A 24970-nucleotide genomic window follows, 5' to 3' on the forward strand; every position below is an offset into this window, starting at 1 on the left:
ACGCAAACTGGAAAGGTGGTGACACCCACATGCAGGTCAGTGTCCGCGACAACAACGTTGATCAGGCTCTCCGTGCCCTGAAGAAGAAGCTTCAGCGCGAAGGCGTCTTTCGCGAGATGAAATTGCGCCAGCACTTCGAGAAACCCTCGGAGAAGAAGGCGCGTGAGAAGGCCGAGGCGATTCGCCGCGCCCGCAAGCTCGCCCGGAAGAAGGCTCAGCGCGAAGGGATGCTCTGATCCCTGGCTGAGGCCAGTCCGCGGCTCGAGCAATTGGTCGCGACGTTCGAATCGAAGCCCCCGCCGGGACATCCGGGCGGGGGTTTTGCTTGTTCGGCGGAGCGCCTTGCATGCTCCCTCAGGGTCGTCAGGCCCTCGGCCGCTCCAGAAGCGCGTCCCGGATCTCGATCAGGAGCTGCCGCTCGGTCGGGCCGGGATCGGCAGGCGGGACGCTCGGTTCGGCCTCCACCTCTTCGCGCATCGCGGCGTCCTTCACCCGGTTCACCAGCTTCACCAGCAGGAACACCACGAAGGCGACGATCAGGAAGTTGATCACCGCCATCACGAAGGCCCCGTAGGCGAAGACCGGATCGCCCGAGGCGCGGGCTTCCTCGAGGCTGGCATAGTCGGTCGCTCCGAGCACGTAGAACATGCCCGTGAAATCGATCCCCCCGGTGAAGAGGCTGATGAACGGATTGATCAGATCCCCCACGAGCGACGTCACGATCGCGGTGAAGGCCGCGCCGACGATGATGCCCACGGCCATGTCCATCACGTTGCCGCGGGCGATAAAATTGCGAAATTCTGTCAGCATGTCCCTGCCTTGTCTGTCTCTCGGGAGCCTTTGCCCCCCGGTGTGTGCGCCAGAGCGCTCCGCTCGCGCGCCTCGGGGGGTTTCCTCCGCCGCGACCGCATTATCTTGGCCGCAAAGAGACAGTAAACGGAAAGCACCCGACGATGGCAGACCTCAGCTCATTCCCGATCACCACCCGCTGGCCCGCGAAGGATCCGAGCGTCATCCAGCTCTATTCCTTCCCCACGCCGAACGGACAGAAGGCCTCGATCGCGCTCGAGGAATTGTCCCTGCCCTATGAGGCGCACCGGGTCACTCTGAAGGACGAGGACGTCAAGAGCGACGCCTTCCTGTCCCTCAACCCCAACAACAAGATCCCGGCGATCATCGATCCCGATGGCCCGCACGGCGAGCCGATCGGCCTCTTCGAAAGCGGCGCGATCCTCCTTTATCTGGCGGAAAAGACGAATAAGCTCCTCGGCACGACCGAGGCGGACCGCTATCACACGATGCAGTGGCTGATGTTCCAGATGGGCGGCGTCGGCCCGATGTTCGGCCAGCTCGGCTACTTCTATGCCCACGGCGGCAAGGAGATCGAGGATCCCCGCCCCCGCGAGCGCTACATCAACGAGTCACGGCGCCTCCTGAACGTGGTCGAGGGGCAGCTCGATGGCCGCGACTGGATCGTCGGCCCCTACACCATCGCCGATATCGCCCTCGCGCCGTGGCTGAACGTGTTCGGGTTCTACGAGGCCAAGGACGCCGTGGGCTGGGACGAGTTTCCGAACGTGGAGGACTACGTCGAACGCTTCTTCAACCGTCCGGCCGTCGAGCGCGGCCGGAACACCCCGCCCGCCGAGGGCTGAGCCGAAGGAGCGGGGTCGCGCCCGTGGCCCCGCTTGCCCTCGGACGCCGCGGCGCTTAGCTCGGCAGTCATCGCCAGAACGATCCCGGAGAGCTTCATGGACCAGCCCCTCGAGCCGCTGACGGCCGCGCTTCTCGATGCCGCCCGCAAGGCCGGCGCGGACGACGCGGACGCGATCGCCGTCGCAGGCACTTCGCTGGATGTGGACGTGCGCGGCGGCACGCTGGAGCATGCCGAGCGCTCGGAGGCCATCGACCTTGGCCTCCGCGTGATCCTCGGCCAGCGGCAAGCAACCGTGGCCGCCTCCGATACCCGCGCCGAAACGCTCGAGGAGATGGCGACCCGCGCGGTTGCCATGGCCCGCGAAGCGCCGGAGGATCCCGGCGTCGGCCTCGCGCCCTCCGAGCAGCTGTCGGAGCGACGGGATGCGGCGGGCCTCGACCTCGACGATCCGGGCGACGATCCGGACCCCGCCGCGCTGGAGCGGGATGCGCTGGAGACCGAGGCCGCCGCCCTCGCCCATGACGGCATCTCGATGATGGACAGCGTCGGCGCGGGATATGCCCGCCGCCGTCTCCACCTCGCCGCCACGAACGGCTTCTCCGGCGGCTACACCCGCAGCGATTACAGCCTCTACGCCGTCGCGATCACCGGCGAGGGCACGAAGATGGAGCGTGACTATTACGGGGAGAGCCGCACGCACCGCGCGGACATGCCGAGCCCCGCGGAGGTCGGCCGCATCGCGGCCGAGCGCACGCTGGCCCGTGCCGGCGCCCGCCGCCCGAAGACCGGCGCCTACCCCGTGCTTTACGACGAACGCATCTCGTCGGGGCTGATCGGGCATCTCCTTTCGGCGATCAACGGCACCGCCATCGTGCGCGGGGCAAGCTGGCTGTCGGACGCGATGGGCAAGCAGGTCCTGCCCGCCGGCCTCACCCTCACCGAGGAGCCGCATCGCCCCCGGACCGGCGGCGCGCGGCTCTTCGACGCCGAGGGACTGCCCACACGGAACCGGGAGCTCGTCTCGGACGGGATCCTCCAGAGCTGGATCCTCGACCTCGCAAGCGCCCGCAAGCTCGGACTGGAGAGCACCGCCAGCGCCTCCCGATCCCCTGCCGGCGCCCCCGCCCCTTCAGTCGGCAACGTGACCCTGACGCAGGGCACGAAGAGCCGCGAGGAGCTGATGCGGGACATGGGGACGGGATTTCTCGTCACCTCGCTGCTCGGCTCCACCATCAATCCCAACAACGGCGATTATTCCCGCGGGGCCTCCGGCTTCTGGATCGAGAACGGCGAGATCGCCTATCCGGTCAACGAATGCACCATCGCGGGCAATCTGAAGGACATGCTCCTCGGCCTCACACCGGCGAACGACGCCCGCCCCTGGCTCTCCCGCGTGGTACCGTCGCTCCTCGTGGAAGGGATGACGCTTGCCGGTGAGTGACCTCGATTTCATCACGGACGCCGCGCGGGAGGCCGGGCGCATCGCGCTCATGCATTTCCGCGGCGACCCGCAGGTCTGGGAAAAGGACGAGGGTCAGGGCCCCGTGACGGAGGCCGACCTTGCCGTCGACGCGTTCCTCAAGGAGCGCCTGCTCGGCGGCCGCAAGGGATACGGCTGGCTGTCCGAAGAGACCGCGGACGACGAGGACCGACTGGCCCGAAGCCGCATCTTCATCGTCGATCCCATCGACGGCACGCGCGCTTTCATGAAGGGCGAAATGGCGTGGTCCATCTCCATCGCCGTGATCGAGGACGGCACTCCGGTGGCCGGTGTCGTCTATCTTCCCGCCCAGAAAGCGCTCTACAGCGCCAGCCTCGGAGACGGCGCGACCCTGGACGGTCGGCCCATCCGCGTCAGCCGCCGCGAGGCCCTCGACGGGGCGCATGTCCTGGCTGCGGGCCAGGCCCTGAAGGATGACATCTGGAGCGGCGAGGTCCCCGCCATGCGGCGGCACTTCCGGACCTCGCTGGCCTACCGGATGTCCCTCGTCGGCGAGGGGCGGTTCGATGCGATGATGACGCTGCGCGAGACGTGGGAGTGGGACATTGCCGCGGGCACGCTCATCGCCTCGGAAGCAGGGGCCCTGGTGACCGACCGATCCGGGCGGCCCCTTCGCTTCAACACGCCGCAGAGGTTCACGGATGGCGTCGTCGCCGCGCCGCCCGCCCTTCACGCCGAGGCCCTCGCGCGGCTTCGCTGATAACGGGGGAGGTTGCGAGGAGCCTTACTCCTCCTTCTCCATCGTGCATTGCAGCGGATGCTGATGGCGGCGGGCGAAGTCCATCACCTGTGCGACCTTCGTCTCCGCGATCTCGTGACTGAAGACACCCACCACGGCGACGCCGCGCTTGTGGACCACCAGCATGATCTCGAAGGACTGGGCGTGGGTCATGCCGAAGAACCGCTCCAGCACGTGAACGACGAATTCCATCGGCGTGTAATCGTCATTCAGCAGCAGCACCTTGTAGAGCGGCGGCTTCTGCGTCTTCGGCCTGGTCTTCGTCACCACGGCGGCATCGCCCTCGGGGGGGCCGTCGTCGGGATCCGTCATCGTCCAATCTGTCACGTCGACTGAGCTCCGGTCGGGTGGCGGGTGGTTCGGGGGGTCAGGGGCGGTTATATAAGCGTCCCGCCCGCCCTGAAAAGGGCAAGAACCGGAACGAGAGGCTGCCACCCTTGCCCGAGATCACGACTGTCGGCTTCGACGCCGACGACACGCTTTGGCACAACGAGCGATTCTTTGCGATCACGCAGGACCGGTTCGCCGAGCTTCTGGTCGATTATGCCGGTCGCGAGCATCTCGACGAGCGCCTTCTCGCCGCGGAATACCGCAATCTCGGGCGCTACGGCTACGGCATCAAGGCATTCCTGCTGACGATGGTCGAAACCGCCATCGAGGTTACAGACGCCAAACTCCCCGCCAGCGTCATCCGCCAGATCCTCGAGATCGGTCACGATATGCTGGAACACCCGATCGAGCTGCTGCCGCATGCCCGAACCGCGGTAGAAGAGGTCGCCGGCACCCGCCGCGCCATCCTCGTGACCAAGGGCGATCTTCTCGACCAGGAACGCAAGCTGGCGCAATCGGGCCTCGGAGACCTCTTCGCCGGTGTGGAGATCGTGTCCGAGAAGACGCCGCAGGTCTACGCCCGGATCTTCGACGAACGGGGCGATGGGGCCGCCCGCTCGATCATGGTCGGCAACTCGGTCAAGTCGGACGTCCTCCCCGCCCTCGCGGCGGGCGCCCATGCCGCCCATGTCCCCTTCGATCTGAAATGGGCGCTGGAACATGCCGAGCACCCCGAGCCGCAGCCCCGATTCCATGAACTGGACGATCTCGGCGGCCTTCCGGCGCTCCTCGAGCGGCTGGATGACGGGACCCGTTCGAGCGTCTGAATGCCTCCCGCGGGGCGGCTCCCTCAAGCGAAGCATTTGCAGCGCTTCGGTTTTTGTCCACATCAACTCTTTCTGCGACGACCATGAAAAAGCTGGCTTTTCGCGTTATCGATTACGTGTTAGCTTCATGTAAATCATAAGAGTCGACACTCGGAACATAACCGGGGCGACGCGAGGCAGATGAGGCAGTACCGTGGCGAAATACCGCGAACGGGGGCATAACGCCCTCACTCTCCCCTTTGTGGCTGCACTGATCCTGTTGGTGACCTTCGGTGCCACGCTCCGGGCCGGCGCAGCACCCTACGCGGATTTCGTGATCGATGCGCGGACAGGTCAGGTCCTCCATCAGGAGAATGCCGATACGAGACTGCACCCGGCGTCGCTCACCAAGATGATGACGCTCTACATCGCCTTCGAGGCGATCACGCGGGGCGAAATCGGGCTGGATTCGCAGGTCCTCATCTCGAAGAAGGCGGCATCCGAGGAGCCCTCGAAGCTCGGTCTCGTGGCCGGGCAGAAGATCGAACTTCGCTACCTGATCCGCGCCGCGGCCGTGAAATCCGCCAACGACGCCGCGACGGCGATCGGGGAGGCGATCGAGGGGTCCGAAGCGGCCTTTGCCCGCCGGATGAACCGCACCGCCCAGGCCCTCGGGATGACCCGGACGACGTTCAAGAACGCCCACGGCCTGACCGAGGAGGGCCACCTCTCGACCGCGCGGGACATGACCACGCTGGGGCGGCACGTGTTCTACGACTATCCGCAATACTACAACCTGTTCTCCCGCATCACCGCGGATGCGAAGGTTCGCACGGTGGCCCATACGAACCGCCGCTTCCTGCGCGACTATGCCGGGGCCGACGGGATCAAGACGGGCTATACCCGCGCCGCCGGCTTCAACCTCGTCGCCTCCGCCGAGCGGGACGGCAAGCGCATCATCACCACCGTCTTCGGCGGTCGCTCCACGGCGACGCGGAACGATCGGGTGGCCGAACTGATGAACCTCGGCTTCAACCAGGCTCCCGGCGCCGTCCAGCTCGCGCGGCCGTCCGCCCCCGATTACGAGAGCCTGCCCGGAACGCCCGGCTCCACCGCGGGCAAGACGCTGCGGGTCAGCGGTCTCGTGAACCGTTCGCCCCGCCCGACCGGACGACCGAGACCCCAGGTGCCCGAAGGCATGATCGTCGCTTTGCAGGACGGCGTGGCGGAAGCCGTCGCCCTCGCGACGGATGATCAGGCAGAACAGATCGCCTCTCTCGTCGCCGGTGCGGAGAAGCTCGAGGACACCAGCGCCGAGGCGCCCCTGCCCGGCGGCGTCTCCCTCGCGGGCATCCGGCCGGAGCCGACCCCTGTCGAGGTCCGCGAGGAGATGGAGGACGCCATCGCCGTGGCCGATACCGCCTCCACCGAAGAGGTGGCGGGCATGATCGCAGGTGCAGGCGCAGCGACGCCCCAGGACGGGGCGGACATCGCGCTCGCCGCCTCCGGCAAGCCCGCACCCGGGGCGGAGGCTCCCGATATCGGCGCCAATGTCGAGGATCTGGTCGTCGCGGCGATGGGCGGCGGGGCCGCAAGCGATGCGAACGATACCGACATGGCGCCAGCGGCCGCCACCGTCGTTCCGAAATCCCGCCCCCGCGTTCTGGACTTCGCCGTCGCGGAGGCGGCGGAGCCGCAGCAGGCTTCCATTCCCGCTCCCGCGCCGCGCCCCGAAGTCGTGGTGCGCGCCTCCACCTCAGGAGGGCGCCACTGGGGCATCTCCGTCGGGCAGTACAATTCGCGCTTCGAGGCGGAAAAGGTCCTGCTGAAGACCGCGCTTCGTGAAGTGGAGACGCTCGATGGGTCCCTGCGCAAGGTGAACCAGCGCGCGACGGGCTATGACGCCACCTTCATGGGACTCACGCAGGACCAGGCCGCCGCCGCCTGCGCCCGCCTCCAGGCCCGCGGCTCCGATTGCTCGACCGTCAGTCCGGGCTGAGACAGAGACATCCCGCGACATGAAAGGGCGCCCCTGCGGGCGCCTTTTTCATGTCTGCCCGACGGGACCCGACGTGGCTCGAAGCGGTTTCGAGGCCGGGACGCCCCGCGCCCGCCGCGGGGCGCGGGGAGGATCTCAAGCGTCGTTCAGGTTGAGCGCAGCGGCCATCAGCGCGCGGGTGTAATCGGATTGCGGCGCGGCGAAGACCTGTTCGGCCGGCCCCGATTCCACCACGTCCCCCTGCTTCATGACCATCACGTGGTGGCTGAGGGCACGAATGACGCGGAGGTCGTGGCTAATGAAGAGATAGGCCAGCTTGTATTTCATCTGCAGCCGCCGCAGCAGGTCAACGATCTGCACCTGGACCGTCATGTCGAGGGCGCTCGTCGGCTCATCGAGAACGACGAGGCGCGGGCGCAGGATCATGGCGCGGGCAATGGCGATGCGCTGACGCTGGCCGCCTGAGAATTCATGCGGGTAGCGATGCATCGTCGCCGGATCGAGACCGACCTCGGCAAGCATCTCTGCCACCATCTCGCGCCGGTCACGACGCTCGTGCATGTCGTGGACACCGAGGCCCTCCGCCACGATCTGCTCCACCGTCATGCGCGGGGAGAGGGAGCCGTAGGGATCCTGGAAGACGATCTGCATGTCCCGCCGGAGCCGCCGGATTTCTTTCGTTTTCCAGCCCTGCACGTCCTGCCCCAGGAAGAGGATCGGCCCGTCCGACGAGATCAGCCGCATGATCGCGAGCGCCAGCGTCGTCTTGCCGGAGCCACTCTCACCGACGACGCCGACCGTCTGCCCCTCCCGGATGGACAGCGTCGCGTCGTTCACCGCCTTCACATGGCCGACGGTCTTCTTCAAGAAGCCCCGCTGGATCGGAAACCAGACCCGGAGCCCGTCCGTCTCCACGATGGTCTCGCCGTCCTCCGGCATGGCGGGCGCACGACCCGAGGGCTCCGCGTTCAACAGCTTCCGGGTATAGGGGTGCTTTGGATCGGCGAAGATCTCCTCCGTGCGTCCCGTCTCGACGATCTCCCCGTCCTTCATCACGCAGACCCGGTCGGCGATGCGGCGGACGATGCCGAGGTCGTGCGTGATGAACAGAAGGGACATCCCCTCCGCATCCTTCAGCTCTGCGAGAAGCTCGAGGATCTGCGCCTGGATCGTCACGTCGAGCGCCGTTGTCGGCTCGTCGGCGATGAGCAGGTCCGGACCGTTCGCCAGGGCCATGGCGATCATCACGCGCTGTCGCTGACCGCCCGAGAGCTGGTGCGGATAGGCTCCCAGTCGCTCTTCGACATCGCGGATACCGACCCTCTTCAGAAGATCGATCACCCGTGCCTTCGCCTTCTCTCCCGTCAGGCCCTGATGGAGCGCGAGCGATTCGAGAAGCTGTTTCTCCAGCGTGTGCAGCGGGTTCAGGGAGGTCATCGGCTCCTGGAAGATGAAGCTGATGTCATTGCCACGGACCCGGCGCAGGTCCTTCTCGGGCGCGCCGATCATCTCGGTGCCTTCGTAGCTCACCGAGCCGCTGACGGACGCGTTCTCTCCCAGGAGCGCGACCGTCGAAAGCGCCGTGACGGACTTGCCCGAGCCGCTTTCGCCCACGAGCGCGACGGTCTCGCCCCGGCGCACCTCGAAGGAGACGCCCTTTACCGCGTCGATCTGCCGGCCGTCCTGCGAGAACGCGATGCGCAGATCCCGAACCGTGAGGACGGCGCGCTCTGCCCCGTGATCGCTCATGAGAAGGTCTTCCTGGGGTCGAAGGCGTCCCGCACCCCCTCGAAGATGAACACGAGGAGGGAGAGCATGATGGCGAAGGTGAAGAAGGCGGTGAAGCCGAGCCACGGCGCCTGAAGGTTCTGCTTGGCCTGGAGCGTGAGCTCGCCGAGCGAGGGCGAGGATGCGGGAAGGCCGAACCCGAGGAAGTCCAGCGAGGCGAGCGTGCCGATGGTGGCCGTGATCAGGAACGGCATCATCGTCAGTGTCGCCACCATCGCATTCGGCAGCATGTGCCGGAACATGATCGTCACGTCCGACACCCCGAGCGCGCGGGCCGCGCGGACGTATTCGAAGTTCCGTGCCCTGAGGAATTCCGCCCGCACGACGCCGACGAGGGCGGGCCAGCCGAAGAGGACGGTCAGGAAGACCAGGAGCCAGAAGCCGCGACCGAAGATCGCGAACATGATGATGATGATGTAGAGCGAGGGCGTCGAACTCCAGATCTCGATGATACGCTGGAAGATCAGGTCCACCTTCCCGCCGAAGAAGCCCTGCACGGCGCCCGCCGCGATGCCGATCACTGAGGCGGAGGCGGTCACGATCAGGGTGAAGACGATGGAGAGGCGGAAGCCGTAGATGACCCGTGCGAGCACGTCCCGCGTCGCATCGTCGGTGCCGAGCCAATGGTCCGCATCGGGGGGCGACGGCGCCGGGCGCCCGAGATTGTTCGGCGTGTTGTAACTGTAGGGAATGAGCGGCCAGATCGACCAGCCCGCCTCGATGGCTTCCCCGTTCACCATGCCGTCGCCCGCATCCTCGATCAGCCCCTCGGGGTCGTCGAAGCACTCCACGAGCCCGCCCGTGGCAATGAGGCACTTCACCTCGACGTCGCGGTAGGCCGCTTCGGTCGGGAAATCGCCTCCGAACGTGGTTTCGGGATAGACGTTGGTCAGCGGGAAAAAGAGGTCCCCGCGATACTGGATGAGGAGCGGCTTGTCGTTGGCGATGAGTTCGGCGCAGAGCGACAGCGCGAAGAGCACGGCGAAGACCCAGAGGGACCAGAAGGCGCGCTGGTTGCGCGTGAAGTTCCGCCAGCGGCGCTGGTTCAGCGGAGACAGGAAGCCGCGGCGGCTCGGCGGCATGGCATACCCGTCATGCGCCTTCACGTCCTCGACTTCGGCATCGACCGCCTTGGGGAGATCCTCGAGCTGGGCCATCTCAGGTCTCCCTGCTCTCGAAATCGATCCTGGGATCGACGAAGACGTAGCACAAGTCGCTGACGATATTCACGAGCAGTCCGATCAGACCGAAGACGTAGAGGGTGCCGAAGACCACCGGGTAATCCCGCGCCACGGCCGCTTCGAAGCCGAGCCGCCCCAGCCCGTCCAGCGAGAAGATCGTCTCGATGATGATCGATGCGCCGAAGAAGACCGAGAGGAACGCGCCCGGAAAGCCCGCGATCACGATCAGCATCGCGTTGCGGAAGACGTGACCGTAGAGCACCTGCCGTTCATCCAGCCCCTTGGCCTTCGCGGTGATCACGTACTGCTTCTTGATCTCGTCGAGGAACGAGTTCTTCGTCAGCAGTGTCAGGGTGGCGAAGCTGGAGATGGTCGTCGCGATCACCGGCAGCGTGATGTGCCAGAAATAGTCGGCGATTTTCTCGAGCGGTCCGAGCTGGTCGAAGTTCTCGGACACCAGCCCCCTGAGCGGGAAGATCTGCCAGTAGGACCCGCCGGCGAACAGCACCAGCAGCAGGATCGCGAAGAGAAAGCCCGGGATCGCATAGGCCACGATGATGCCGGCGGAGGTCCAGGTGTCGAAGGGGGTGCCGTCCCTGACGGCCTTGCGGATGCCCAGCGGGATGGAGATGAGGTAGGCGATCAGTGTGGACCACAGGCCCAGCGTGATCGACACCGGCATCTTCTCCAGAACGAGATCGACCACGGAGATGGAGCGGAAATAGCTCTCGCCGAAGTCAAAGCGCAGGTAGTTGCCCATCAGGATCGCGAACCGTTCGAAGACTCCGATGGGCTCCGTCACGCATTCCTCGGCATCGAGATCCGGGACCCCGTCATACCCCGCCTCGCAGACGAGGCGGGAGAACCCCATCTCGATCTCCAGCTCGTCGAGGAAGTCCTGCGGCAGGCCGCGGGCGCCCAGATAGCCGTTCTCCCCGCCGTCGGGGGCGCCGCCGTCACCGCCGCCGGCGATGCCGGCAAACACGTCACCCTCGCCCTGGACCTGCGCAACGATCTGCTCGATCGGTCCGCCGGGCACGAACTGGGTCAGGAAGAAATTGACGACCATGATCCCGAACAGAGTCGGAATGATCAGCAGAAGCCGCCGGAGAATGTAGGCGCCCATAGGGTCTTTCTATCGTCCTTCGGGGTAGGTTCGGTCGTCCAGGGCGGGTGTCAGAGCGGTGCTCCCGCCGCGCTCAGCTCTTCGGCGCGCTCGGCGTCGTACCACCAGAAGTCCATGCTGCCGAGCGCATAGGGCGGCAGCGGGTCGGGATGGCGGAAGATGTCGTAATACGCGACGAGATAGGCCGGGTTGTGCCATTGCGGCACCCAGACATGCATGTGCCGCAGCACGCGGTCGAGGGCGCGCGCCGCCACGTTCAGCTCTTCCTGCGACTCCGCCTCCATGATGGTCCGGATCAGGCTATCGATCGCCGGGGACTGGATGCCGGCCTTGTTGAAGACCGAGGTATCCACGCTTTCGGAGCCGAAATACTGCTTGAGACCCGCGCCGGGGATATTGTCCTGCCCCAGCATCTGCGTCGTGATGTCGAAATCGAAGGGCGGGCGCTCCCGCTCCGTCGCCTGCGCCTGGTCGACACGCTCCATCGAGGCGTCGATGCCGGCGGAGCGGAGGTTCTGGACATAGGGGTTCACGATCCGCTCGAAGGTCTGGCTGTCGTTAAGGATCTCGACGGACAGGGTCCGCCCGTCCTTGCGGCGGAGGCCATCGCTGCCGACCTCCCAGCCCGCCTCGTCCAGAAGCGCATTCGCGGCCCGGATATTGGTCCTGTCCATCTGCCTGGCGCCGGAGGTGGGCGCTACCGGCACCTCCTCGGTCAGGACACCTTCCGGAAGATCGGCCGAGAGGGGCTCCAGGATCGCCAGCTCCTCCTCGGACGGCAGCCCCGTCGCCTCCAGCTCGGAGTTCTCGAAGAACGAATCGACGCGCTGGTAGAGGCCGTAGAACAGCTGTTCGTTGGTCCATTCGAAGTTGAAGAGCAGGTTCATCGCCTGCCGGACGCGCGGATCCTGGAATTGCGGCTCGCGCAGGTTCATCACCCAGCCCTGGCCGGTGGCGATGGAACCGTCCTCCAGTTCCTCCCGCACGATCCAGCCGCGATCGATGGCGGGAAAGTCGTACCCCGTGGCCCAGTCCCGGCTGCTGAATTCCTGACGGAACGTGTAGGCCCCGCCCTTCAGACCCTCGAGCGCGACGGAGTAGTCGGCAAAGTATTCGAGGCGGAGCGTATCGAAATTGTTGCGGCCGACATTGATTGGCAGATCCTCGCCCCAATACTCCGGGTTGCGCTCGTAGCTGGAGGATTGACCGACATCGATCCGGCCCGGAACATAAGGCCCAGACCCCAGGAAGGGCGTCATGGAGTTCTCGGCCAGATCGAGGCCGTTCTCCTCGTAATGGGCCTTGGAGAAAACCGGCAGACCGCCCACCGTCTGGATCACGTCCCGCTTCGGCGCATCTTCGGTGAATGTGAAATGAATCGTCCGCTCGTCGATGACCTCGGCGACGTCGACCTGCTCCCGCAGCACCGAGCGGAAGGAGGGCAGACCGCTCTCCCGGAACACCTCGTAGGAGAAGAGAACGTCCTCCGCCGTGAGCGGGCTGCCATCGGAGAAGGCGGCGTTCTCGCGGAGGGTGAAGGTCACCTCGGAGCGGTCCGCCGGGAAGGTCAGGCTCTCGGCAAGAAGACCGTAGGCGGAGCCGATCTCGTCCGCCGTCCCCGTCAGGAGGCTCTCATAGGGGGTCGAGGACAGGCGATCCGCCCGTCCCTTCACCGAGTAGGGGTTCATCGAATCGTAACCGCCGAACGCCCAGGTGGACATCTCGCCGCCCTTCGGCGCATCGGGGTTCACGTAGTCCAGATGCTCGAAGTCCGGCCCGTATTTCAGCGAGCCCGGAAATGTCGCGATGCCGTGCTGGGTGACCATTTCCGCCCCGGCCTCGGCCTCTGCGGATGTCGACGACCCTTCAGACGTTTCCTGCGCCCGGACGGCCCCCGCCGCGGCAAGGGCCGCAAGCGCGGCCACCGAGAAGGCCATCGCCCTGAAACCGAGGAGCGGCGTCTCCGCGGCACGGGAAAGGGTCGCGGCTCTGGCGGAACGACGGGTCGGTATCATGGATGGCCTCCGGGTCGTACGTCATGGGTCACGGGTACCCGGCGAGGCTAGAAGCGGGCCGAACCGGAAACAAGGCGAGATTGCGTGAGCGGCGCGCGAGCGGGCCAGCGTCGGACCGCCCCGGCCGAGCAGAGGCACGGCCCGCGGGACTGACGCCTCCGCCCCTTCTCGCCGATTCGGATATGCAAAGGCCCGACACGCGCCATTTCGGCGCCGCCGGGCCTTCGACAGGGAAGGGGAAGACGGTGCGCGCTCAGCCGCCCGGATTGGTTTCGAGCCAGGCGATCAGGTTCGCGCGGTCCTCGACATCCGGCAGGCCGGCGAAGGACATCTTGGTGCCGGGCGCATAGCCCCGCGGGTTTTCCAGGAAGCCGTTGAGGTGACCGGGGTCCCAGACGTCCGCAACTTCCTCGAGGGCGCCCGAATAGGAGTAGCCGTCGACGCTGTCGACCGGGCGGCCGACGACGTCGTAGAGGGTCGGACCGGTGGCGTTCGCGCCGGGCTCGAGCTGGTGGCAGGCGCGGCACTTGGCGAAGACGCGTTCGCCGGCACCGGGATCGGCCGCGGCGAACACTTCCTCGAAGGGCACGGCGTCCTCCTCGGGTGCGGCTTCGCCATCTTCCGGTACGGGAATCGTGTAGGCTTGGTGGACTTCCTCGTCCCCATGCGCGACTTCGCCGACGTGATAGAGTTCTTCGGCCGCCCAGGCGCCAAGGAGGAACACGAGTAACGTGCCGCAGAAGCCGCCGATAAGCTTGACCCCGGTCATTGTGTCGAACATGTCGCTTCCCGTCAGATCGTCGTTTGGCGGTCATCTATTATGTTCGCGCCCTTCGGCGCAAGACAGAGAGGGCGCGACAGAACGCCCTTTCGTCACTTGAGCCGCTCAGAGGAACGACCGGAAACCATGACAACACCCAGAATCGCCTACCAGGGGGAACCCGGCGCCTATTCTCACCAGGCCTGCGTCGAGGCCCGCCCGGATCACGAGCCCATGCCCTGCAGCACCTTCGAGGATGCGATCGAGGCCGTCCGCACCGGAGCGGCGGAGCTCGCGATGCTGCCGGTGGAAAATTCCACCTATGGCCGGGTCGCAGATATCCACCGGCTGCTGCCGGAAAGCGGGCTCCACATCGTCGGCGAGGCGTTCGTGCGGGTTCACATCAGCCTACTCGGCGTGCCCGGAACGCGGATCGAGGACGTGACGCGCGCGCAGAGCCATACCGTCCTTCTCGGCCAGTGCAGGACGTTCCTTCGCGGCAACGGGATCGAGCCGGTCACCGGGGCGGATACGGCGGGCTCGGCGGCCCACGTCGCCAGGGTGGCGGACCCGTCCCTCGCCGCGCTCGCCAGCGAGCTTGCCGGCGAGATCTACGGCCTCGTTCCGCTCGCGCGCGAAATCGAGGATCAGACGACGAACACGACGCGGTTTCTCGTGATGTCCCGTCAGGCCGACCTGAGCCGCCGCGGCGCCGGCCCGATGATGACGACCTTCGTCTTCCGCGTACGCAACATTCCGGCCGCGCTCTACAAGGCGCTCGGCGGCTTTGCGACGAATGGCGTCAACATGACGAAGCTCGAGAGCTACATGGCCGGCGGCAACTTCACGGCAACGCAGTTCCACGCCGATATCGAGGGGCATCCGGACGATCGTTCGGTTCGGCTCGCGCTCGAGGAGCTGGACTACTTCACCTCGAAGATCACGCTTCTCGGGGTCTACCCGGCCGATCCGCGGCGCGCCAAAGAGGGCTGAGCGCCGACGCGATCCTCGATGTCCCGCGCGAAGGACGAGACGCGGGACTTGAACCGCTGGCTCATGTTCGACCTGGCGAGGCGCATCGTCTGGATCAGCACCCGCGCGGCGATCGTCTTGGGCACGAAGTCCACCTCGACGAAGAGCCGGGTGCGCTGCTTGGCGAGGGGGAGGACCTCGGCGGTGACCGTGCCTTCCATTCCGCTCCCCGTACAGGCGAGTTCGAGCGCTGTCTCCGGCTCGAAGCGGGTGATCAGGGCCTTCATCTTGCGCTCTTTGCCGCGGAAGTCGAATCGCAGGTGCCACTCGTTGCCGACCCCCGGCATCGGCCCCGCATCGAGACGCTCGACATCCGCTCCGCGCCTCAGGACCTGACGCTCGAACCGGCCGAAATCGGTGATCGCGGGCCAGACATCGGCCAGCGGTGCCTCGATGTCCTCGCGTGCGGAAAACTTCATGCCGGTCGACGATGCCTCTTCGTGATCACTGAATTTCGCGCGGAAGCGATCTGAAGTGTCCCCTCAATCCAGCCTGTCCGCAAGCCAGTTCCAGAGCAGGAACTGCGCGATGGAGCCGGCACGGGCGGGGGCGACCCGGGGATGGGCGTCCGCGAAGGCGTCCCGCAGCTCCTCCCGCGTGAGCCACATCGCCTCCTCGATCTCGACGGGGTCGATGGTGATCTCCTCGCTCGTCGCCTCGCCCCGGCAGCCGATCATCAGCGAGGACGGGAACGGCCACGGCTGCGATGCGAGGTAGGAGACCGGGCCGACGCGGACCTGCGTCTCCTCCATCACCTCGCGGCGCACGGCCGCCTCGATGGTCTCCCCGGGCTCGACGAAGCCTGCGAGGAGAGAGAACATGCCGTCGGGCCAATGCGGCGATCGGCCGAGCAGCACGCTGTTGCCGCGCGTGATCAACATGATGACGACCGGGTCGGTCCGCGGAAAATGCTGCGCGCCGCAGGACGGGCAGTCCCGCCGCCAGCCGGCCTCCACCACGCGCGAGGGAGATCCGCAAGCCGCGCAGAAGGCGTGGCTCCGGTGCCAACCGAAGATCGCGCGGGACATGGCCGCGCATTCGGCGTCCGCCGGGGTGAGGCGCGTCATCACCGCACGAATCTCGCTGAAAGCGAGGCCCGTCCGGCCAGGCAGCGCCTCGGAGCCCGCGGGAAGGGCGCCGGCGCCGATCTCGACCGCAAAGCGCGTGATGCCGGCATCGCGGCACAGAAGCACAGGCTCGCCGCAGCCATCCGGCAACTCGTCCTTTGGCATCCATCCAAGGCCCGTCTCGGCCACGAGGGGGCGGCCCTCGAAGAGCGGCAGGTAGCGGGAACCGGCGTCCGCGTCGGCGGCGGCGAGCGCGGCGGCGTCCTTGCGAAGGTCCGCGGCGCGGTCGATGCCGCCTCCGCCGAATGTCACGGTCTCGGCGATCCGCATTCCCCGTACTCCCAGCCCTGTCCGGTCCATGTCCACGTCGCATAGCCCGGCGGGTGACGCAATTGACCGGGCGGGCCGCCGGGTCGGGGGGCGAGCGGGCCGCTCCCGCGCACCCAGCAAGGCGTCGCCTGTCGTCGCGTCCGCCCCGGCAGGGAAATCAAAAGTGTCTTCGGGATGTGATCTCGGGGGGGTTAACCTGACCGCGAATCAATTGAAGCGGAGCTCCGCCATGACACGTTCCACCCGCCCTGCCCTGACGCGCCGGGGATTTCTTGCCTCCACCGCGGCCGGAGCCTCCCTCGTCGTCCTGCACCCCTATTCCGCCCGCGCGCAGGAGAATCAGGCCCACCTGCGGCTGATGGAAACGACGGACCTGCACGTCCACGTCTATCCCTACGATTACTACAGCGACAAACCCGTGGACACGGTCGGCCTTGCCCGCGCCGCCTCGATCATCGACGAGATCCGGGCCGAAGCGACCAATACCATGCTGCTCGACAACGGTGATTTCCTGCAGGGCAACCCGATGGGCGACTACATCGCCTATGAGCGCGGCATGGCGGACGGCCAGATGCACCCGGTCATCGAAGCGATGAACACGGTCGGGATCGACGCCTCCACCCTCGGAAACCACGAATTCAACTACGGGCTCGGCTTCCTCGAGAATTCCATCGCCGGGGCGGACTTCCCGGTGGTCTCGGCAAACGTCGCGACCGAACTCGGCGACACGCCGACCGAGGACCGCACGCTGGTGCCGCCCTACGTGATCCTCGATCGCGAGATCACTCTGGGCAGCGGTGAGACGCATCCGATCCGCGTCGGCATCATCGGCTTCGTGCCGCCGCAGATCATGAACTGGGATCGCAAGCATCTCGAGGGCCGCGTCGAGGTGCGGGACATCGTCGAGGCCGCCGAGGCCTGGGTGCCGAAGATGAAGGAGGAGGGCGCCGACATCGTCGTCGCGCTCAGCCATTCCGGCATCGGCTCCGCGGAGCACGAGCCGATGATGGAGAACGCCTCCGTCCCCCTCGCCCGCGTCGACGGGATCGATGCCGTGATGACGGGCCACAGCCACCTCGTCTTCCCCTCCGCCGATTACGAGGGCTTCGAGGGCGTGGACATCGAGGCCGGTACGATCGAGGGCAAGCCGGGCGTCATGGCCGGGTTCTGGGGCAGCCATCTCGGCCTGATCGACCTTCTGCTCGAGCGCGACGGCGAGGGCTGGCGCGTGGCCTCCGCCGATGTCGAGGCGCGGCCGATCTATCGCCGCGAGGAAGACCGCACCATCACCGCGCTGGTGGAGAGCGACGAGGCCGTCCTCGAGTCGGTCGCCGAGGAGCATCAGGCGACGCTCGACTACGTCCGCACCGCCGTCGGCCAGACCGCGGCACCGCTTTACTCCTACTTCGCCCTCGTGGCGGACGACCCCTCGGTGCAGATCGTCTCGAACGCGCAGACCTGGTATATCGGCCAGATGATGGAAGGCACGCCGAACGAGGGCCTGCCGATCCTGTCCGCGGCTGCGCCCTTCAAGGCGGGCGGCCGTGGCGGCCCGGACTACTACACCGATGTGCCGGCGGGGGATGTGGCGATCAAGAACGTCGCCGATCTCTACCTTTATCCCAACACGATCCGTGCGGTGAAGATCACCGGCGCCGAGGTGAAGGACTGGCTGGAGCGCTCTGCGGGCATGTTCAACCAGATCGAGCCCGGCGCCACGGACGCAACCCTGCTGAACCCCGACTTCCCGTCCTACAACTTCGACGTGATCGACGGGGTGACCTACCAGATCGACCTCAGCCAACCCTCCCGCTTCGACAGCGAAGGCGCTCTGCAGAACCCCGATGCGAGCCGGATCGTGAACCTCTCCTTCGAGGGCGAGCCGATCGATCCGGAGCAGGAGTTCATCGTCGCCACCAACAACTACCGCGCCGGCGGCGGCGGCACGTTCCCTGGCGCCGACGGGACCACGGTGGTCTTCGAGGGACCGGACACCAACCGCGACGTGATCGTGCGCTACATCGTGGAGCAGGGCACGATCCAGCCCTCGGCGGACGCGAACTGGTCCTTCGCACCGATGGAGGACACGACGGTCATGTTCGACAGCGGGCCGAATGCGCTGGCCTATGTCAGCGACGTCAAGGGTGTGGAGATCGAGGATTCGGGCGACGTCGTCGAGGGCTTCACCCGCTTCCGCATTCGCCTCTGAAGCGCGCAAATCGCCTAAAGGGCGGGCACCTGTACCGGTGCCCGCCCGTCCCCCCGCCACGCGGAATTGACCGCGCCGGAGACGTCCCCGCACCGTTCCGCGGGTCCGTACCAAAGGGGAGACACGGGAATGCTCGATCGTATCTGGGCCGCCGGCAGCGCGCTCTTGCTCATCGCGGGGCCTGCCGCCGCGCAGGACCTGATGGACGCGCCCTTCGCGCTCGACTGGAAGTTCGAAGGCCCTGCCGCGCCTTACTTCCTCGCCATCGACAACGGTCATTTCGAGGAGGCCGGGCTGGACGTCGAGATCACCGCGGGCCAGGGCTCCCTCGACGCGATCCCGAAGGTCGCCACAGGCGCATTTCCCTTCGGCTTCGCCGACATCAACTCCCTCGCCAAGTTCCTCGACGAGAACCCCGAGGCGCCGGTGCGCGCCGTCATGATGGTCTACGACAAGCCGCCCTTCGCCGTCGTCGGCCGGGTGAGCCAGGGCGTCGAGACGCCCGCCGACCTCAACGGCAAGATCCTCGGCGCGCCGCCGCCGGACGGGGCCTGGGCCCAGTTCCCGGCCTTCGCCGCGGCCAACGATCTCGACATGGACAGCATCACCGTCGAACCTGTCGGCTTTCCGACGCGCGAGCCCATGCTGGCCGAGGGGGAGGTGGACGCCATCACCGGCTTCTCCTTCTCATCCGTTCTGAACCTTTTGCGCCTCGGAGTGCCCGAGGATGACATCTCCTCGATCCTCATGGCCGATCACGGACTGGAGCTCTACGGCAACGCGATCATCGTCAACACCGACTGGGCCGAGGAGAACCCCGAGGCGGTGACTGGTTTCCTGACGGCCATCGCCGCGGGCTGGCAGGACGCGATCGATGATCCGGCGGCCGGCATCGAGGCGCTGGCCGAGCGCAATCCGGCCATCGACACGGAGCTCGAGGAGCGTCGCCTGTCCATGTCGATCGAGGACACCGTGCTGACGGAGTACGTCGTCCAGAACGGCTTCGGCGGGATCGACGCGGAGCGCATGGAAGCCGCGCTCGAGCAGCTTCAGACCAACATGGAGTTCGGCGCCGCGCCGACCTCGGACGGCATCTTCGACGGCGCCTACCTGCCCGAGCCCCTGCCCACTCTGGAGTGAGCCCCTCCCCGCGCCCGCGCCCCGACCCGGCTGCGCGGGCGCCTTTCGGTGCGGGATCCCCGCGGCGGAAGTATCGAGCGCCGACGAAAGAAAAAGGACGAAGAGCCGATGAGCGCCGAGGCCCTGATTGAGATCCGCCATGTCTCGCACACCTTCGACACCGCGAGCGGACCGCTGCAGGTGCTGAACGATCTGTCCCTCGACGTGCCCGAGGGCGGCTTCGTCGCCGTGGTCGGGCCGTCCGGCTGCGGAAAATCTACCCTCACGCGGCTGATATCGGGGCTGATGCGGCCGCAATTCGGCGAGGTGCGGATCGCTGGCGAGCGGGTGAAGGGACCGCGCTCCTCGGTCGGGATGGCGTTCCAGAACCCCGTTCTGCTCGAATGGCGCTCGATCCTGAGAAACGTGATGCTGCCGCTCGAGATCGTCCGCAGCGGGCTGTCGCGAAAGGAGCAGGAGGACCGGGCGCGGTTCCTTCTGTCGCTCGTCGGTCTCGAGGGGTTCGAGGACAAGCGGCCCTCGGAGCTGTCGGGCGGGATGCGGCAACGGGCGTCGCTCTGCCGGGCGCTGGTCCACAAGCCGGACGTGCTGATCCTCGACGAGCCGTTCGGGGCGCTCGATGCGTTCACCCGCGAGGATCTGTGGCAGACGATGCACAAGGTTAAGGCCGAGGAGCCCTTTACCGCCGTCCTGATCACCCACGACCTGCGCGAATCGATCTTTCTCGCCGACCGGGTGGTGGTGCTGTCCGGCCGTCCCGCCCATGCGCAATACGTGCTCGACGTGCCGCGGGAGGGACCGCGCACGCTGGACGACCTCTACACCCCGCGCGCTGCCGAAATGCTGGCGATCCTGCGTCACCAGATCGAGATCGCGCAAGGTCGCGCACCGGCCGACGAGGCGAGCGCGCGCCCGGCTCCCCCGCCGCCGGCTCCCGCCCCCTCGCCACCGGCCCCCGCCCCCGGCGAGCGCGCCACGCCGGAGACGCAAGCATGACCGCCCGCAGGATCGCCGTTCCCGTCCTCGCCGTGATCGTATTCCTGGCGCTCTGGGAGCTTCTCGTCTGGGCCAACGGCTGGCCCACCTACAAGATGGCGGCCCCGTCGGACCTCGGGCCGGCCTTCGTGGAGTATCTCGACCTGTTCCTCATCTACGGCTGGCAAACGCTCTGGCGCACCGTCGCGGGCCTTGCGCTCGCGGTGGTGTTCGGCGTCGCGGTCGGGATGGTGATGGGCTTCTCGCGGACCATGCGGGACGCGCTCTATCCCCTGCTCGTCGGCTTCAACGCGGTGCCGAAGGCGACGGTGGTGCCCATCGTGGCCCTGATGTTCGTGGGCTGGCACGATTTCAACACCGTGCTCATCGCCTTCATGATCTCGTTCTTTCCCATCGCCGTGTCGGTCTCCATCGGCCTGTCGACGCTGGAGCCCGAATATCGCGACATCCTGCGATCGCTCGGCGCGTCGCAATCGACCATCTTCTGGAAGATCGCCCTTCCGAAGACGCTGCCGGAATTCTTCGGTGCGCTGAAGGTGGCGGTGACGCTGGCCTTCATCGGCACGAACCTGATGGAGATCGTCTCCCCCCACGGCCGCGGCCTCGGCGCGCTCTTCGACAGCGGCAAGACCAACAGCGACTACCCCCTGATGTTCGCGGTCCTGATCGCGCTCGCCGTGCTGGGGATCGTGCTCTACTACATCGTCGTCATTTTGGAGAAGACGTTCGCCGGCTGGGCGGAGCGACCCGCGGGATGAGCTGAACCGGGGCCCGAGGTCAGCCAGGGCACCGCGCAGCCGCCCCCTTGCGAATCCGGGCGCTTTTTCCTAAATGAGGCCTCGAGAGGTTGGCGCGGGCAGGCGCCTCGCCAACCCGGTCAGGTCCGGAAGGAAGCAGCCGAAACGAGCCCCGCTTGGGTCGTTGTCAGCCTCTCACCCAATTCCCCTGTTCCCACCCTCGCCCTGCGCCTCTATCCTGACACCATGCAGGATGGCGCTCCAGACGATCCCTCCGACGCCAAGACGGTCTGGGCCGAGCAGCGGACGGACTGGGCCGAGGACCGAACGGTTCTCGCCAACGAACGCACGTTCGCCGGATGGCTGCGCACCGGGCTTGCCTCGGTCGCGGTGGCGATCGGCCTGAAGGCGCTGTTCAGGGAGGCCGAGATCGACTGGCTGCCGCGGGCGATGGCCACGCTCTTCCTCGTCGCCGCCATCTGGATCTACTGGATCGCGCGGAACGCCGCGAGGCGGACGCAGTCCCGGCTCGACGCCCATGGCGCCGAGGCGCAGCCGACCCGGACCTACACGCTGACGGCAGGCATCCTCACGGTGGCGACGGTCGGCGTTGCGGTGGTGCTCTGGCGGCTCTGACGCGGAGGGTCCGGTGGACCTTGCCGCCCAGCCCCCGTACTCTCCGGCCCGAGCCGGACATCCCGGCCATACCGATCCGGGAGGACAGACGATGAGCGAGCCCGGCTACCAGGTTCTGGCGCGCAAGTACCGACCGCAGACCTTCGCCGATCTCGTCGGCCAGGAGGCGATGGTTCGCACGCTGAAGAACGCCTTCGCCGCGGACCGCATCGCGCAGGCCTTCATCCTCACCGGCATCCGCGGCACCGGCAAGACGACGACGGCCCGGATCATCGCGAAGGGGATGAACTGCACTGGCCCCGGCGGCGACGGCGGGCCGACGACGGATCCCTGCGGGACGTGCGAGAATTGCCGCGCCATCGCCGAGGGGCGGCACGTCGATGTCCTGGAGATGGATGCGGCGAGCAATACGGGCGTCGGCGATATCCGGACGCAGGTGCTCGACAGTGTCGCCTATGCGCCGAGTTCGGCGCGCTACAAGATCTACATCATCGACGAGGTCCACATGCTCTCGACCAGCGCCTTCAACGCGCTGCTCAAGACGCTGGAGGAGCCGCCGGCGCATGTGAAGTTCATCTTCGCGACGACGGAGATCCGGAAGGTGCCGGTCACGGTGCTCTCGCGCTGCCAGAGGTTCGACCTGCGCCGGATCGAGCCCGAGGACATGATTGCGCTGCTGCGGCGGATCTCCGATTCGGAAGGGGGAAAGATCACCGACGGGGCGCTGGCCCTCCTGGCGCGGGCCTCCGAAGGGTCGGCGCGCGACGCGACCTCGCTGCTCGACCAGGCGATCGGGCAGACGGATGCCGAGACCGATGCGGATGCGGTGCGCGCGATGCTGGGGCTGGCGGATCGCGGCCGCGTGCTCGACCTGTTCGATCTGATCATGCGCGGCGATCCGGCCGGGGCGCTCGAGGAGTTGTCCGGGCAGTATGCCGCCGGGGCCGACCCGCTCGCGGTCCTGCGCGACCTGGCGGAGGTCTGTCACTGGATTTCCGTGGCGAAGATCACGCCCGATTCCGCCGAGGACCCCACGATCACGCCCGATGCGCGGGACCGGGGCCGCCGGATGGCCGGTGAGCTTCCGATGCGTGTCCTGACCCGGATGTGGCAGATGCTGCTCAAGGCGCTGGACGAGGTGGCCAAGGCGCCGAACGCGATGATGGCCGCCGAGATGGCCGTGATCCGCATGACCCATGTCGCCGATCTGCCGGCCCCGGATGAGCTCGTCCGCAAGCTCCAGGGCGGTCCGGATGCGCCCGGCCCGAATGGCGGCGGCGGGCGGCCCGCGGCGTCTCAGGGTGCCCCCGCGCAAGGCGGTCCCTCCCAGAGCGCTCCGGCCCCGTCGGCGCAGTCCGGACCGGAGGCCCCCCGGGGCGCCGCACCGCCCCCCTCCGCCCCCCGCGGGACGGCCTACGGCGCCGCGACGGCGGTCAAGGCCCAGTCCGAGGATGCTCTCGCGCGGTACACGAGCTTCGAGCAGGTGGTCGAGCTGATCCGGCGGCACAGGGATGTGCAACTCCTCCTGGAGGTCGAGAGCGGTGTGCGCCTCGCCCGGTACTCGCCCGGGCGTATCGAGTTCGAACCGGCGGACGGTGCGAGCGTGGATCTCGCCCAGCGTCTCGGCCAGCGGCTCCAGGGCTATACCGGCGCACGCTGGGGCGTGTCCGTCGTCTCGGAGGGCGGCGCGCCGACCATCGCCGAGGAGCGGGGCCGCCAGGAAGCGGAGCTGCAACAGGCCGCGCTGGAGCGCCCCGAGGTCCGCGCCGTGCTGGCCGCCTTTCCGGGCGCGAAGATCCATCAGATCCGCCCGCCCGAGGAAATCGCCGCGGAAGCGGCGGAAGCCGCGTTGCCCGAGGTCGAGGACGAATGGGATCCCTTCGAGGATTGAGGCCCCGCGCGCCGATGCCCTTGCACTGACGCCGGGCAACACGCATTTCAGGGCGAACGCCAACAGGAGACGATGAATGTTCAAGGGACTCGGCCAATTCGGCGACATGGCCAAGATGATGAAACAGGCTCAGGAAATGCAGGGCCGCGTCACCGAGGTTCAGGAGAGGCTCGAGGAGATGGAGGTCACGGGCGAGAGCGGCGCGGGCCTCGTCAAGGCGACCTGCACCGCCAAGGGCAAGCTCACCGGGCTGGACATCGACCCCTCGATCTTCAATCCCGACGAGAAGGAAGTCGTCGAGGACCTCATCCTAGCCGCGATCAAGGACGCCCAGTCCCGCGCCAAGGAAACGTCGAAGGAGGAGATGGAGAAGGTCACCTCCGAGCTCGGCCTGCCGCCCGGCATGAACCTTCCCTTCTGAGACCGGATTGGACCGCCCGCCCTCCGATATCGAGGCGCTGATCGAGTTGATGGCGCGCCTGCCCGGCCTCGGGCCGAGGTCGGCGCGCCGTGCCGTTCTGCGCATGATCAAGAAGCGCGGCCAGCTTCTCCAGCCGCTCTCGGAGGCGATGGTGAAGGTCGCCGCGACGGCACGGGAATGCGTCAATTGCGGTAATGTCGGCACGTCCGAACTCTGCGCCATCTGCGCGGATCCGCGGCGGGAGACGGGTGAGATCTGCGTCGTCGAGGATGTTGCGGATCTCTGGGCGATGGAACGCTCGCAGGTCTTCAAGGGGCGGTATCACGTCCTTGGCGGGACGCTGTCCGCGCTGGACGCGGTCGGCCCCGACGAGCTGCGCATTCCCCGCCTCGTCGACAGGGCGAAGACCGAGGAGGCGCGGGAGGTCATCCTCGCCCTCAACGCGACGATCGACGGGCAGACCACCGCGCATTACATCGCCGGCGAACTCGAGGCCCTCGGCGTGCGGGTCACGTCGCTGGCGCAGGGCGTTCCCATCGGCGGTGAGCTCGATTACCTCGACGACGGAACGATCACGGCCGCGCTCAACGCCCGGAAATCCCTGTAGCC

Annotated in this window: 24 protein-coding genes and 1 other RNA gene; 16 read left to right on the forward strand and 9 right to left on the reverse strand. The window is 67.1% G+C overall.

Features of this window, described 5'->3' with window-relative positions; genetic code table 11:
• The first annotated feature begins 29 nt into the window (after positions 1-29).
• A complete protein-coding gene (gene rpsU / locus RM543_RS00560) occupies positions 30-236 on the forward strand; it encodes a 30S ribosomal protein S21 (RefSeq protein ID WP_036556662.1) in 207 nt (68 codons plus the stop codon).
• 127 nt (positions 237-363) lie between these two features.
• On the opposite strand, the gene mscL is transcribed toward rpsU, so the two are convergent.
• Positions 364-810: a large conductance mechanosensitive channel protein MscL gene (gene mscL / locus RM543_RS00565; RefSeq protein WP_311688621.1), complete on the reverse strand. Its 447-nt coding sequence runs from the start codon at positions 808-810 to the stop codon at positions 364-366.
• Positions 811-953: 143 nt separating this feature from the next.
• Here mscL and RM543_RS00570 point away from each other — a divergent pair, with 143 nt between their 5' ends.
• The 3 genes from RM543_RS00570 to RM543_RS00580 all read left to right on the forward strand — a co-directional run bounded on the left by RM543_RS00570 (position 954) and on the right by RM543_RS00580 (position 3858).
• Complete coding sequence (locus RM543_RS00570; RefSeq protein ID WP_311688623.1) at positions 954-1655, forward strand: glutathione S-transferase family protein; 702 nt, start codon at positions 954-956, stop codon at positions 1653-1655.
• A gap of 96 nt (positions 1656-1751) precedes the next feature.
• Entirely contained in the window at positions 1752-3098 is a 1347-nt protein-coding gene (locus RM543_RS00575) for a TldD/PmbA family protein (RefSeq protein WP_311688625.1), read from the forward strand.
• Complete coding sequence (locus RM543_RS00580) at positions 3091-3858, forward strand: inositol monophosphatase family protein (RefSeq protein WP_311688627.1); 768 nt, start codon at positions 3091-3093, stop codon at positions 3856-3858. Before RM543_RS00575 ends, RM543_RS00580 begins: the two co-directional genes overlap by 8 nt.
• 24 nt (positions 3859-3882) lie before the next feature.
• On the opposite strand, the gene clpS is transcribed toward RM543_RS00580, so the two are convergent.
• Positions 3883-4209 carry an ATP-dependent Clp protease adapter ClpS gene (gene clpS, locus RM543_RS00585; protein WP_311688629.1) on the reverse strand — a complete coding sequence of 109 codons (327 nt, stop codon included), beginning with the start codon at positions 4207-4209 and terminating at the stop codon, positions 3883-3885.
• 125 nt (positions 4210-4334) lie between these two features.
• On the opposite strand from clpS, the gene RM543_RS00590 reads away from it, so the two are divergent.
• Both RM543_RS00590 and RM543_RS00595 read left to right on the forward strand, forming a co-directional pair.
• The gene (locus RM543_RS00590) at positions 4335-5054 is read left to right on the forward strand and encodes an HAD family hydrolase (RefSeq protein WP_311688631.1); all 720 of its coding nucleotides are present in this window, start codon (positions 4335-4337) and stop codon (positions 5052-5054) included.
• Between the two features lie 241 nt (positions 5055-5295).
• Positions 5296-7032, forward strand: a complete 1737-nt coding sequence (locus RM543_RS00595) for a serine hydrolase (RefSeq protein WP_311688633.1) — start codon at positions 5296-5298, stop codon at positions 7030-7032.
• A 135-nt stretch (positions 7033-7167) separates the two neighbouring features.
• On the opposite strand, the gene RM543_RS00600 is transcribed toward RM543_RS00595, so the two are convergent.
• The 5 genes from RM543_RS00600 to RM543_RS00620 all read right to left on the reverse strand — a co-directional run bounded on the left by RM543_RS00600 (position 7168) and on the right by RM543_RS00620 (position 13923).
• The gene (locus RM543_RS00600) at positions 7168-8781 is read right to left on the reverse strand and encodes an ABC transporter ATP-binding protein (protein WP_311688634.1); all 1614 of its coding nucleotides are present in this window, start codon (positions 8779-8781) and stop codon (positions 7168-7170) included.
• Positions 8778-9902, reverse strand: coding sequence for an ABC transporter permease (locus tag RM543_RS00605; protein ID WP_311689834.1), 1125 nt, complete (start codon positions 9900-9902; stop codon positions 8778-8780). The genes RM543_RS00600 and RM543_RS00605 overlap by 4 nt, the downstream gene beginning before the upstream one ends.
• A gap of 76 nt (positions 9903-9978) precedes the next feature.
• Positions 9979-11127, reverse strand: coding sequence for a microcin C ABC transporter permease YejB (locus RM543_RS00610; protein WP_311688635.1), 1149 nt, complete (start codon positions 11125-11127; stop codon positions 9979-9981).
• 50 nt (positions 11128-11177) lie between these two features.
• The gene (locus RM543_RS00615) at positions 11178-13142 is read right to left on the reverse strand and encodes an extracellular solute-binding protein (protein WP_311688637.1); all 1965 of its coding nucleotides are present in this window, start codon (positions 13140-13142) and stop codon (positions 11178-11180) included.
• A gap of 253 nt (positions 13143-13395) precedes the next feature.
• On the reverse strand, positions 13396-13923 hold the full coding sequence (locus tag RM543_RS00620; protein WP_311688639.1) for a c-type cytochrome: 528 nt from the start codon (positions 13921-13923) through the stop codon (positions 13396-13398).
• 126 nt (positions 13924-14049) lie between these two features.
• Between RM543_RS00620 and RM543_RS00625 the strand changes: the two genes are divergently transcribed.
• A complete protein-coding gene (locus RM543_RS00625; RefSeq protein ID WP_311688641.1) occupies positions 14050-14895 on the forward strand; it encodes a prephenate dehydratase in 846 nt (281 codons plus the stop codon).
• Here RM543_RS00625 and RM543_RS00630 read toward each other — a convergent pair.
• Positions 14859-15353, reverse strand: a complete 495-nt coding sequence (locus tag RM543_RS00630) for an SRPBCC family protein (protein ID WP_311688643.1) — start codon at positions 15351-15353, stop codon at positions 14859-14861. The two genes, RM543_RS00625 and RM543_RS00630, sit on opposite strands and share 37 nt — an antisense overlap.
• A 63-nt stretch (positions 15354-15416) precedes the next feature.
• Positions 15417-16331: an NAD(+) diphosphatase gene (gene nudC, locus RM543_RS00635; protein WP_311688644.1), complete on the reverse strand. Its 915-nt coding sequence runs from the start codon at positions 16329-16331 to the stop codon at positions 15417-15419.
• 229 nt (positions 16332-16560) lie between these two features.
• Between nudC and RM543_RS00640 the strand changes: the two genes are divergently transcribed.
• From RM543_RS00640 to recR, 9 genes are all read left to right on the forward strand, one after another.
• Positions 16561-18540: a bifunctional 2',3'-cyclic-nucleotide 2'-phosphodiesterase/3'-nucleotidase gene (locus tag RM543_RS00640; protein ID WP_311688646.1), complete on the forward strand. Its 1980-nt coding sequence runs from the start codon at positions 16561-16563 to the stop codon at positions 18538-18540.
• A 129-nt stretch (positions 18541-18669) separates the two neighbouring features.
• Positions 18670-19680: an ABC transporter substrate-binding protein gene (locus RM543_RS00645; RefSeq protein ID WP_311688648.1), complete on the forward strand. Its 1011-nt coding sequence runs from the start codon at positions 18670-18672 to the stop codon at positions 19678-19680.
• 108 nt (positions 19681-19788) lie between these two features.
• Positions 19789-20676, forward strand: a complete 888-nt coding sequence (locus RM543_RS00650; RefSeq protein WP_311688649.1) for an ABC transporter ATP-binding protein — start codon at positions 19789-19791, stop codon at positions 20674-20676.
• Positions 20673-21434: an ABC transporter permease gene (locus RM543_RS00655; protein ID WP_311688651.1), complete on the forward strand. Its 762-nt coding sequence runs from the start codon at positions 20673-20675 to the stop codon at positions 21432-21434. Before RM543_RS00650 ends, RM543_RS00655 begins: the two co-directional genes overlap by 4 nt.
• A gap of 82 nt (positions 21435-21516) precedes the next feature.
• Positions 21517-21614, forward strand: an RNA gene (gene ffs, locus RM543_RS00660) — signal recognition particle sRNA small type.
• Between the two features lie 45 nt (positions 21615-21659).
• Positions 21660-22049, forward strand: a complete 390-nt coding sequence (locus RM543_RS00665) for a YidH family protein (protein WP_311688653.1) — start codon at positions 21660-21662, stop codon at positions 22047-22049.
• Positions 22050-22140: 91 nt separating this feature from the next.
• The gene (locus tag RM543_RS00670; RefSeq protein ID WP_311688656.1) at positions 22141-23940 is read left to right on the forward strand and encodes a DNA polymerase III subunit gamma/tau; all 1800 of its coding nucleotides are present in this window, start codon (positions 22141-22143) and stop codon (positions 23938-23940) included.
• Positions 23941-24016: 76 nt separating this feature from the next.
• Positions 24017-24361 (forward strand): YbaB/EbfC family nucleoid-associated protein, encoded by a 345-nt coding sequence (locus RM543_RS00675; RefSeq protein WP_311688658.1) that lies wholly within the window; start codon positions 24017-24019, stop codon positions 24359-24361.
• 7 nt (positions 24362-24368) lie between these two features.
• Complete coding sequence (gene recR / locus RM543_RS00680; RefSeq protein WP_116085351.1) at positions 24369-24968, forward strand: recombination mediator RecR; 600 nt, start codon at positions 24369-24371, stop codon at positions 24966-24968.
• Positions 24969-24970: the final 2 nt, after the last annotated feature.

Origin of the sequence: Tropicimonas omnivorans (assembly GCF_031846565.1) — a bacterium.
In the GTDB taxonomy this organism is placed as follows: domain Bacteria; phylum Pseudomonadota; class Alphaproteobacteria; order Rhodobacterales; family Rhodobacteraceae; genus Tropicimonas_B; species Tropicimonas_B omnivorans.

Coding starts and splice junctions, on each gene's coding strand:
- rpsU (WP_036556662.1), top strand. CDS start 30: ATGCAGGTCAGTGTCCGCGACAACAACGTTGATCAGGCTCTCCGTGCC.
- mscL (WP_311688621.1), bottom strand. CDS start 810: ATGCTGACAGAATTTCGCAATTTTATCGCCCGCGGCAACGTGATGGAC.
- RM543_RS00570 (WP_311688623.1), top strand. CDS start 954: ATGGCAGACCTCAGCTCATTCCCGATCACCACCCGCTGGCCCGCGAAG.
- RM543_RS00575 (WP_311688625.1), top strand. CDS start 1,752: ATGGACCAGCCCCTCGAGCCGCTGACGGCCGCGCTTCTCGATGCCGCC.
- clpS (WP_311688629.1), bottom strand. CDS start 4,209: ATGACGGATCCCGACGACGGCCCCCCCGAGGGCGATGCCGCCGTGGTG.
- RM543_RS00600 (WP_311688634.1), bottom strand. CDS start 8,781: ATGAGCGATCACGGGGCAGAGCGCGCCGTCCTCACGGTTCGGGATCTG.
- RM543_RS00605 (WP_311689834.1), bottom strand. CDS start 9,902: ATGCCGCCGAGCCGCCGCGGCTTCCTGTCTCCGCTGAACCAGCGCCGC.
- RM543_RS00610 (WP_311688635.1), bottom strand. CDS start 11,127: ATGGGCGCCTACATTCTCCGGCGGCTTCTGCTGATCATTCCGACTCTG.
- RM543_RS00615 (WP_311688637.1), bottom strand. CDS start 13,142: ATGATACCGACCCGTCGTTCCGCCAGAGCCGCGACCCTTTCCCGTGCC.
- RM543_RS00620 (WP_311688639.1), bottom strand. CDS start 13,923: ATGTTCGACACAATGACCGGGGTCAAGCTTATCGGCGGCTTCTGCGGC.
- RM543_RS00625 (WP_311688641.1), top strand. CDS start 14,050: ATGACAACACCCAGAATCGCCTACCAGGGGGAACCCGGCGCCTATTCT.
- RM543_RS00630 (WP_311688643.1), bottom strand. CDS start 15,353: ATGAAGTTTTCCGCACGCGAGGACATCGAGGCACCGCTGGCCGATGTC.
- nudC (WP_311688644.1), bottom strand. CDS start 16,331: ATGCGGATCGCCGAGACCGTGACATTCGGCGGAGGCGGCATCGACCGC.
- RM543_RS00640 (WP_311688646.1), top strand. CDS start 16,561: ATGACACGTTCCACCCGCCCTGCCCTGACGCGCCGGGGATTTCTTGCC.
- RM543_RS00645 (WP_311688648.1), top strand. CDS start 18,670: ATGCTCGATCGTATCTGGGCCGCCGGCAGCGCGCTCTTGCTCATCGCG.
- RM543_RS00650 (WP_311688649.1), top strand. CDS start 19,789: ATGAGCGCCGAGGCCCTGATTGAGATCCGCCATGTCTCGCACACCTTC.
- RM543_RS00655 (WP_311688651.1), top strand. CDS start 20,673: ATGACCGCCCGCAGGATCGCCGTTCCCGTCCTCGCCGTGATCGTATTC.
- RM543_RS00665 (WP_311688653.1), top strand. CDS start 21,660: ATGCAGGATGGCGCTCCAGACGATCCCTCCGACGCCAAGACGGTCTGG.
- RM543_RS00670 (WP_311688656.1), top strand. CDS start 22,141: ATGAGCGAGCCCGGCTACCAGGTTCTGGCGCGCAAGTACCGACCGCAG.
- RM543_RS00675 (WP_311688658.1), top strand. CDS start 24,017: ATGTTCAAGGGACTCGGCCAATTCGGCGACATGGCCAAGATGATGAAA.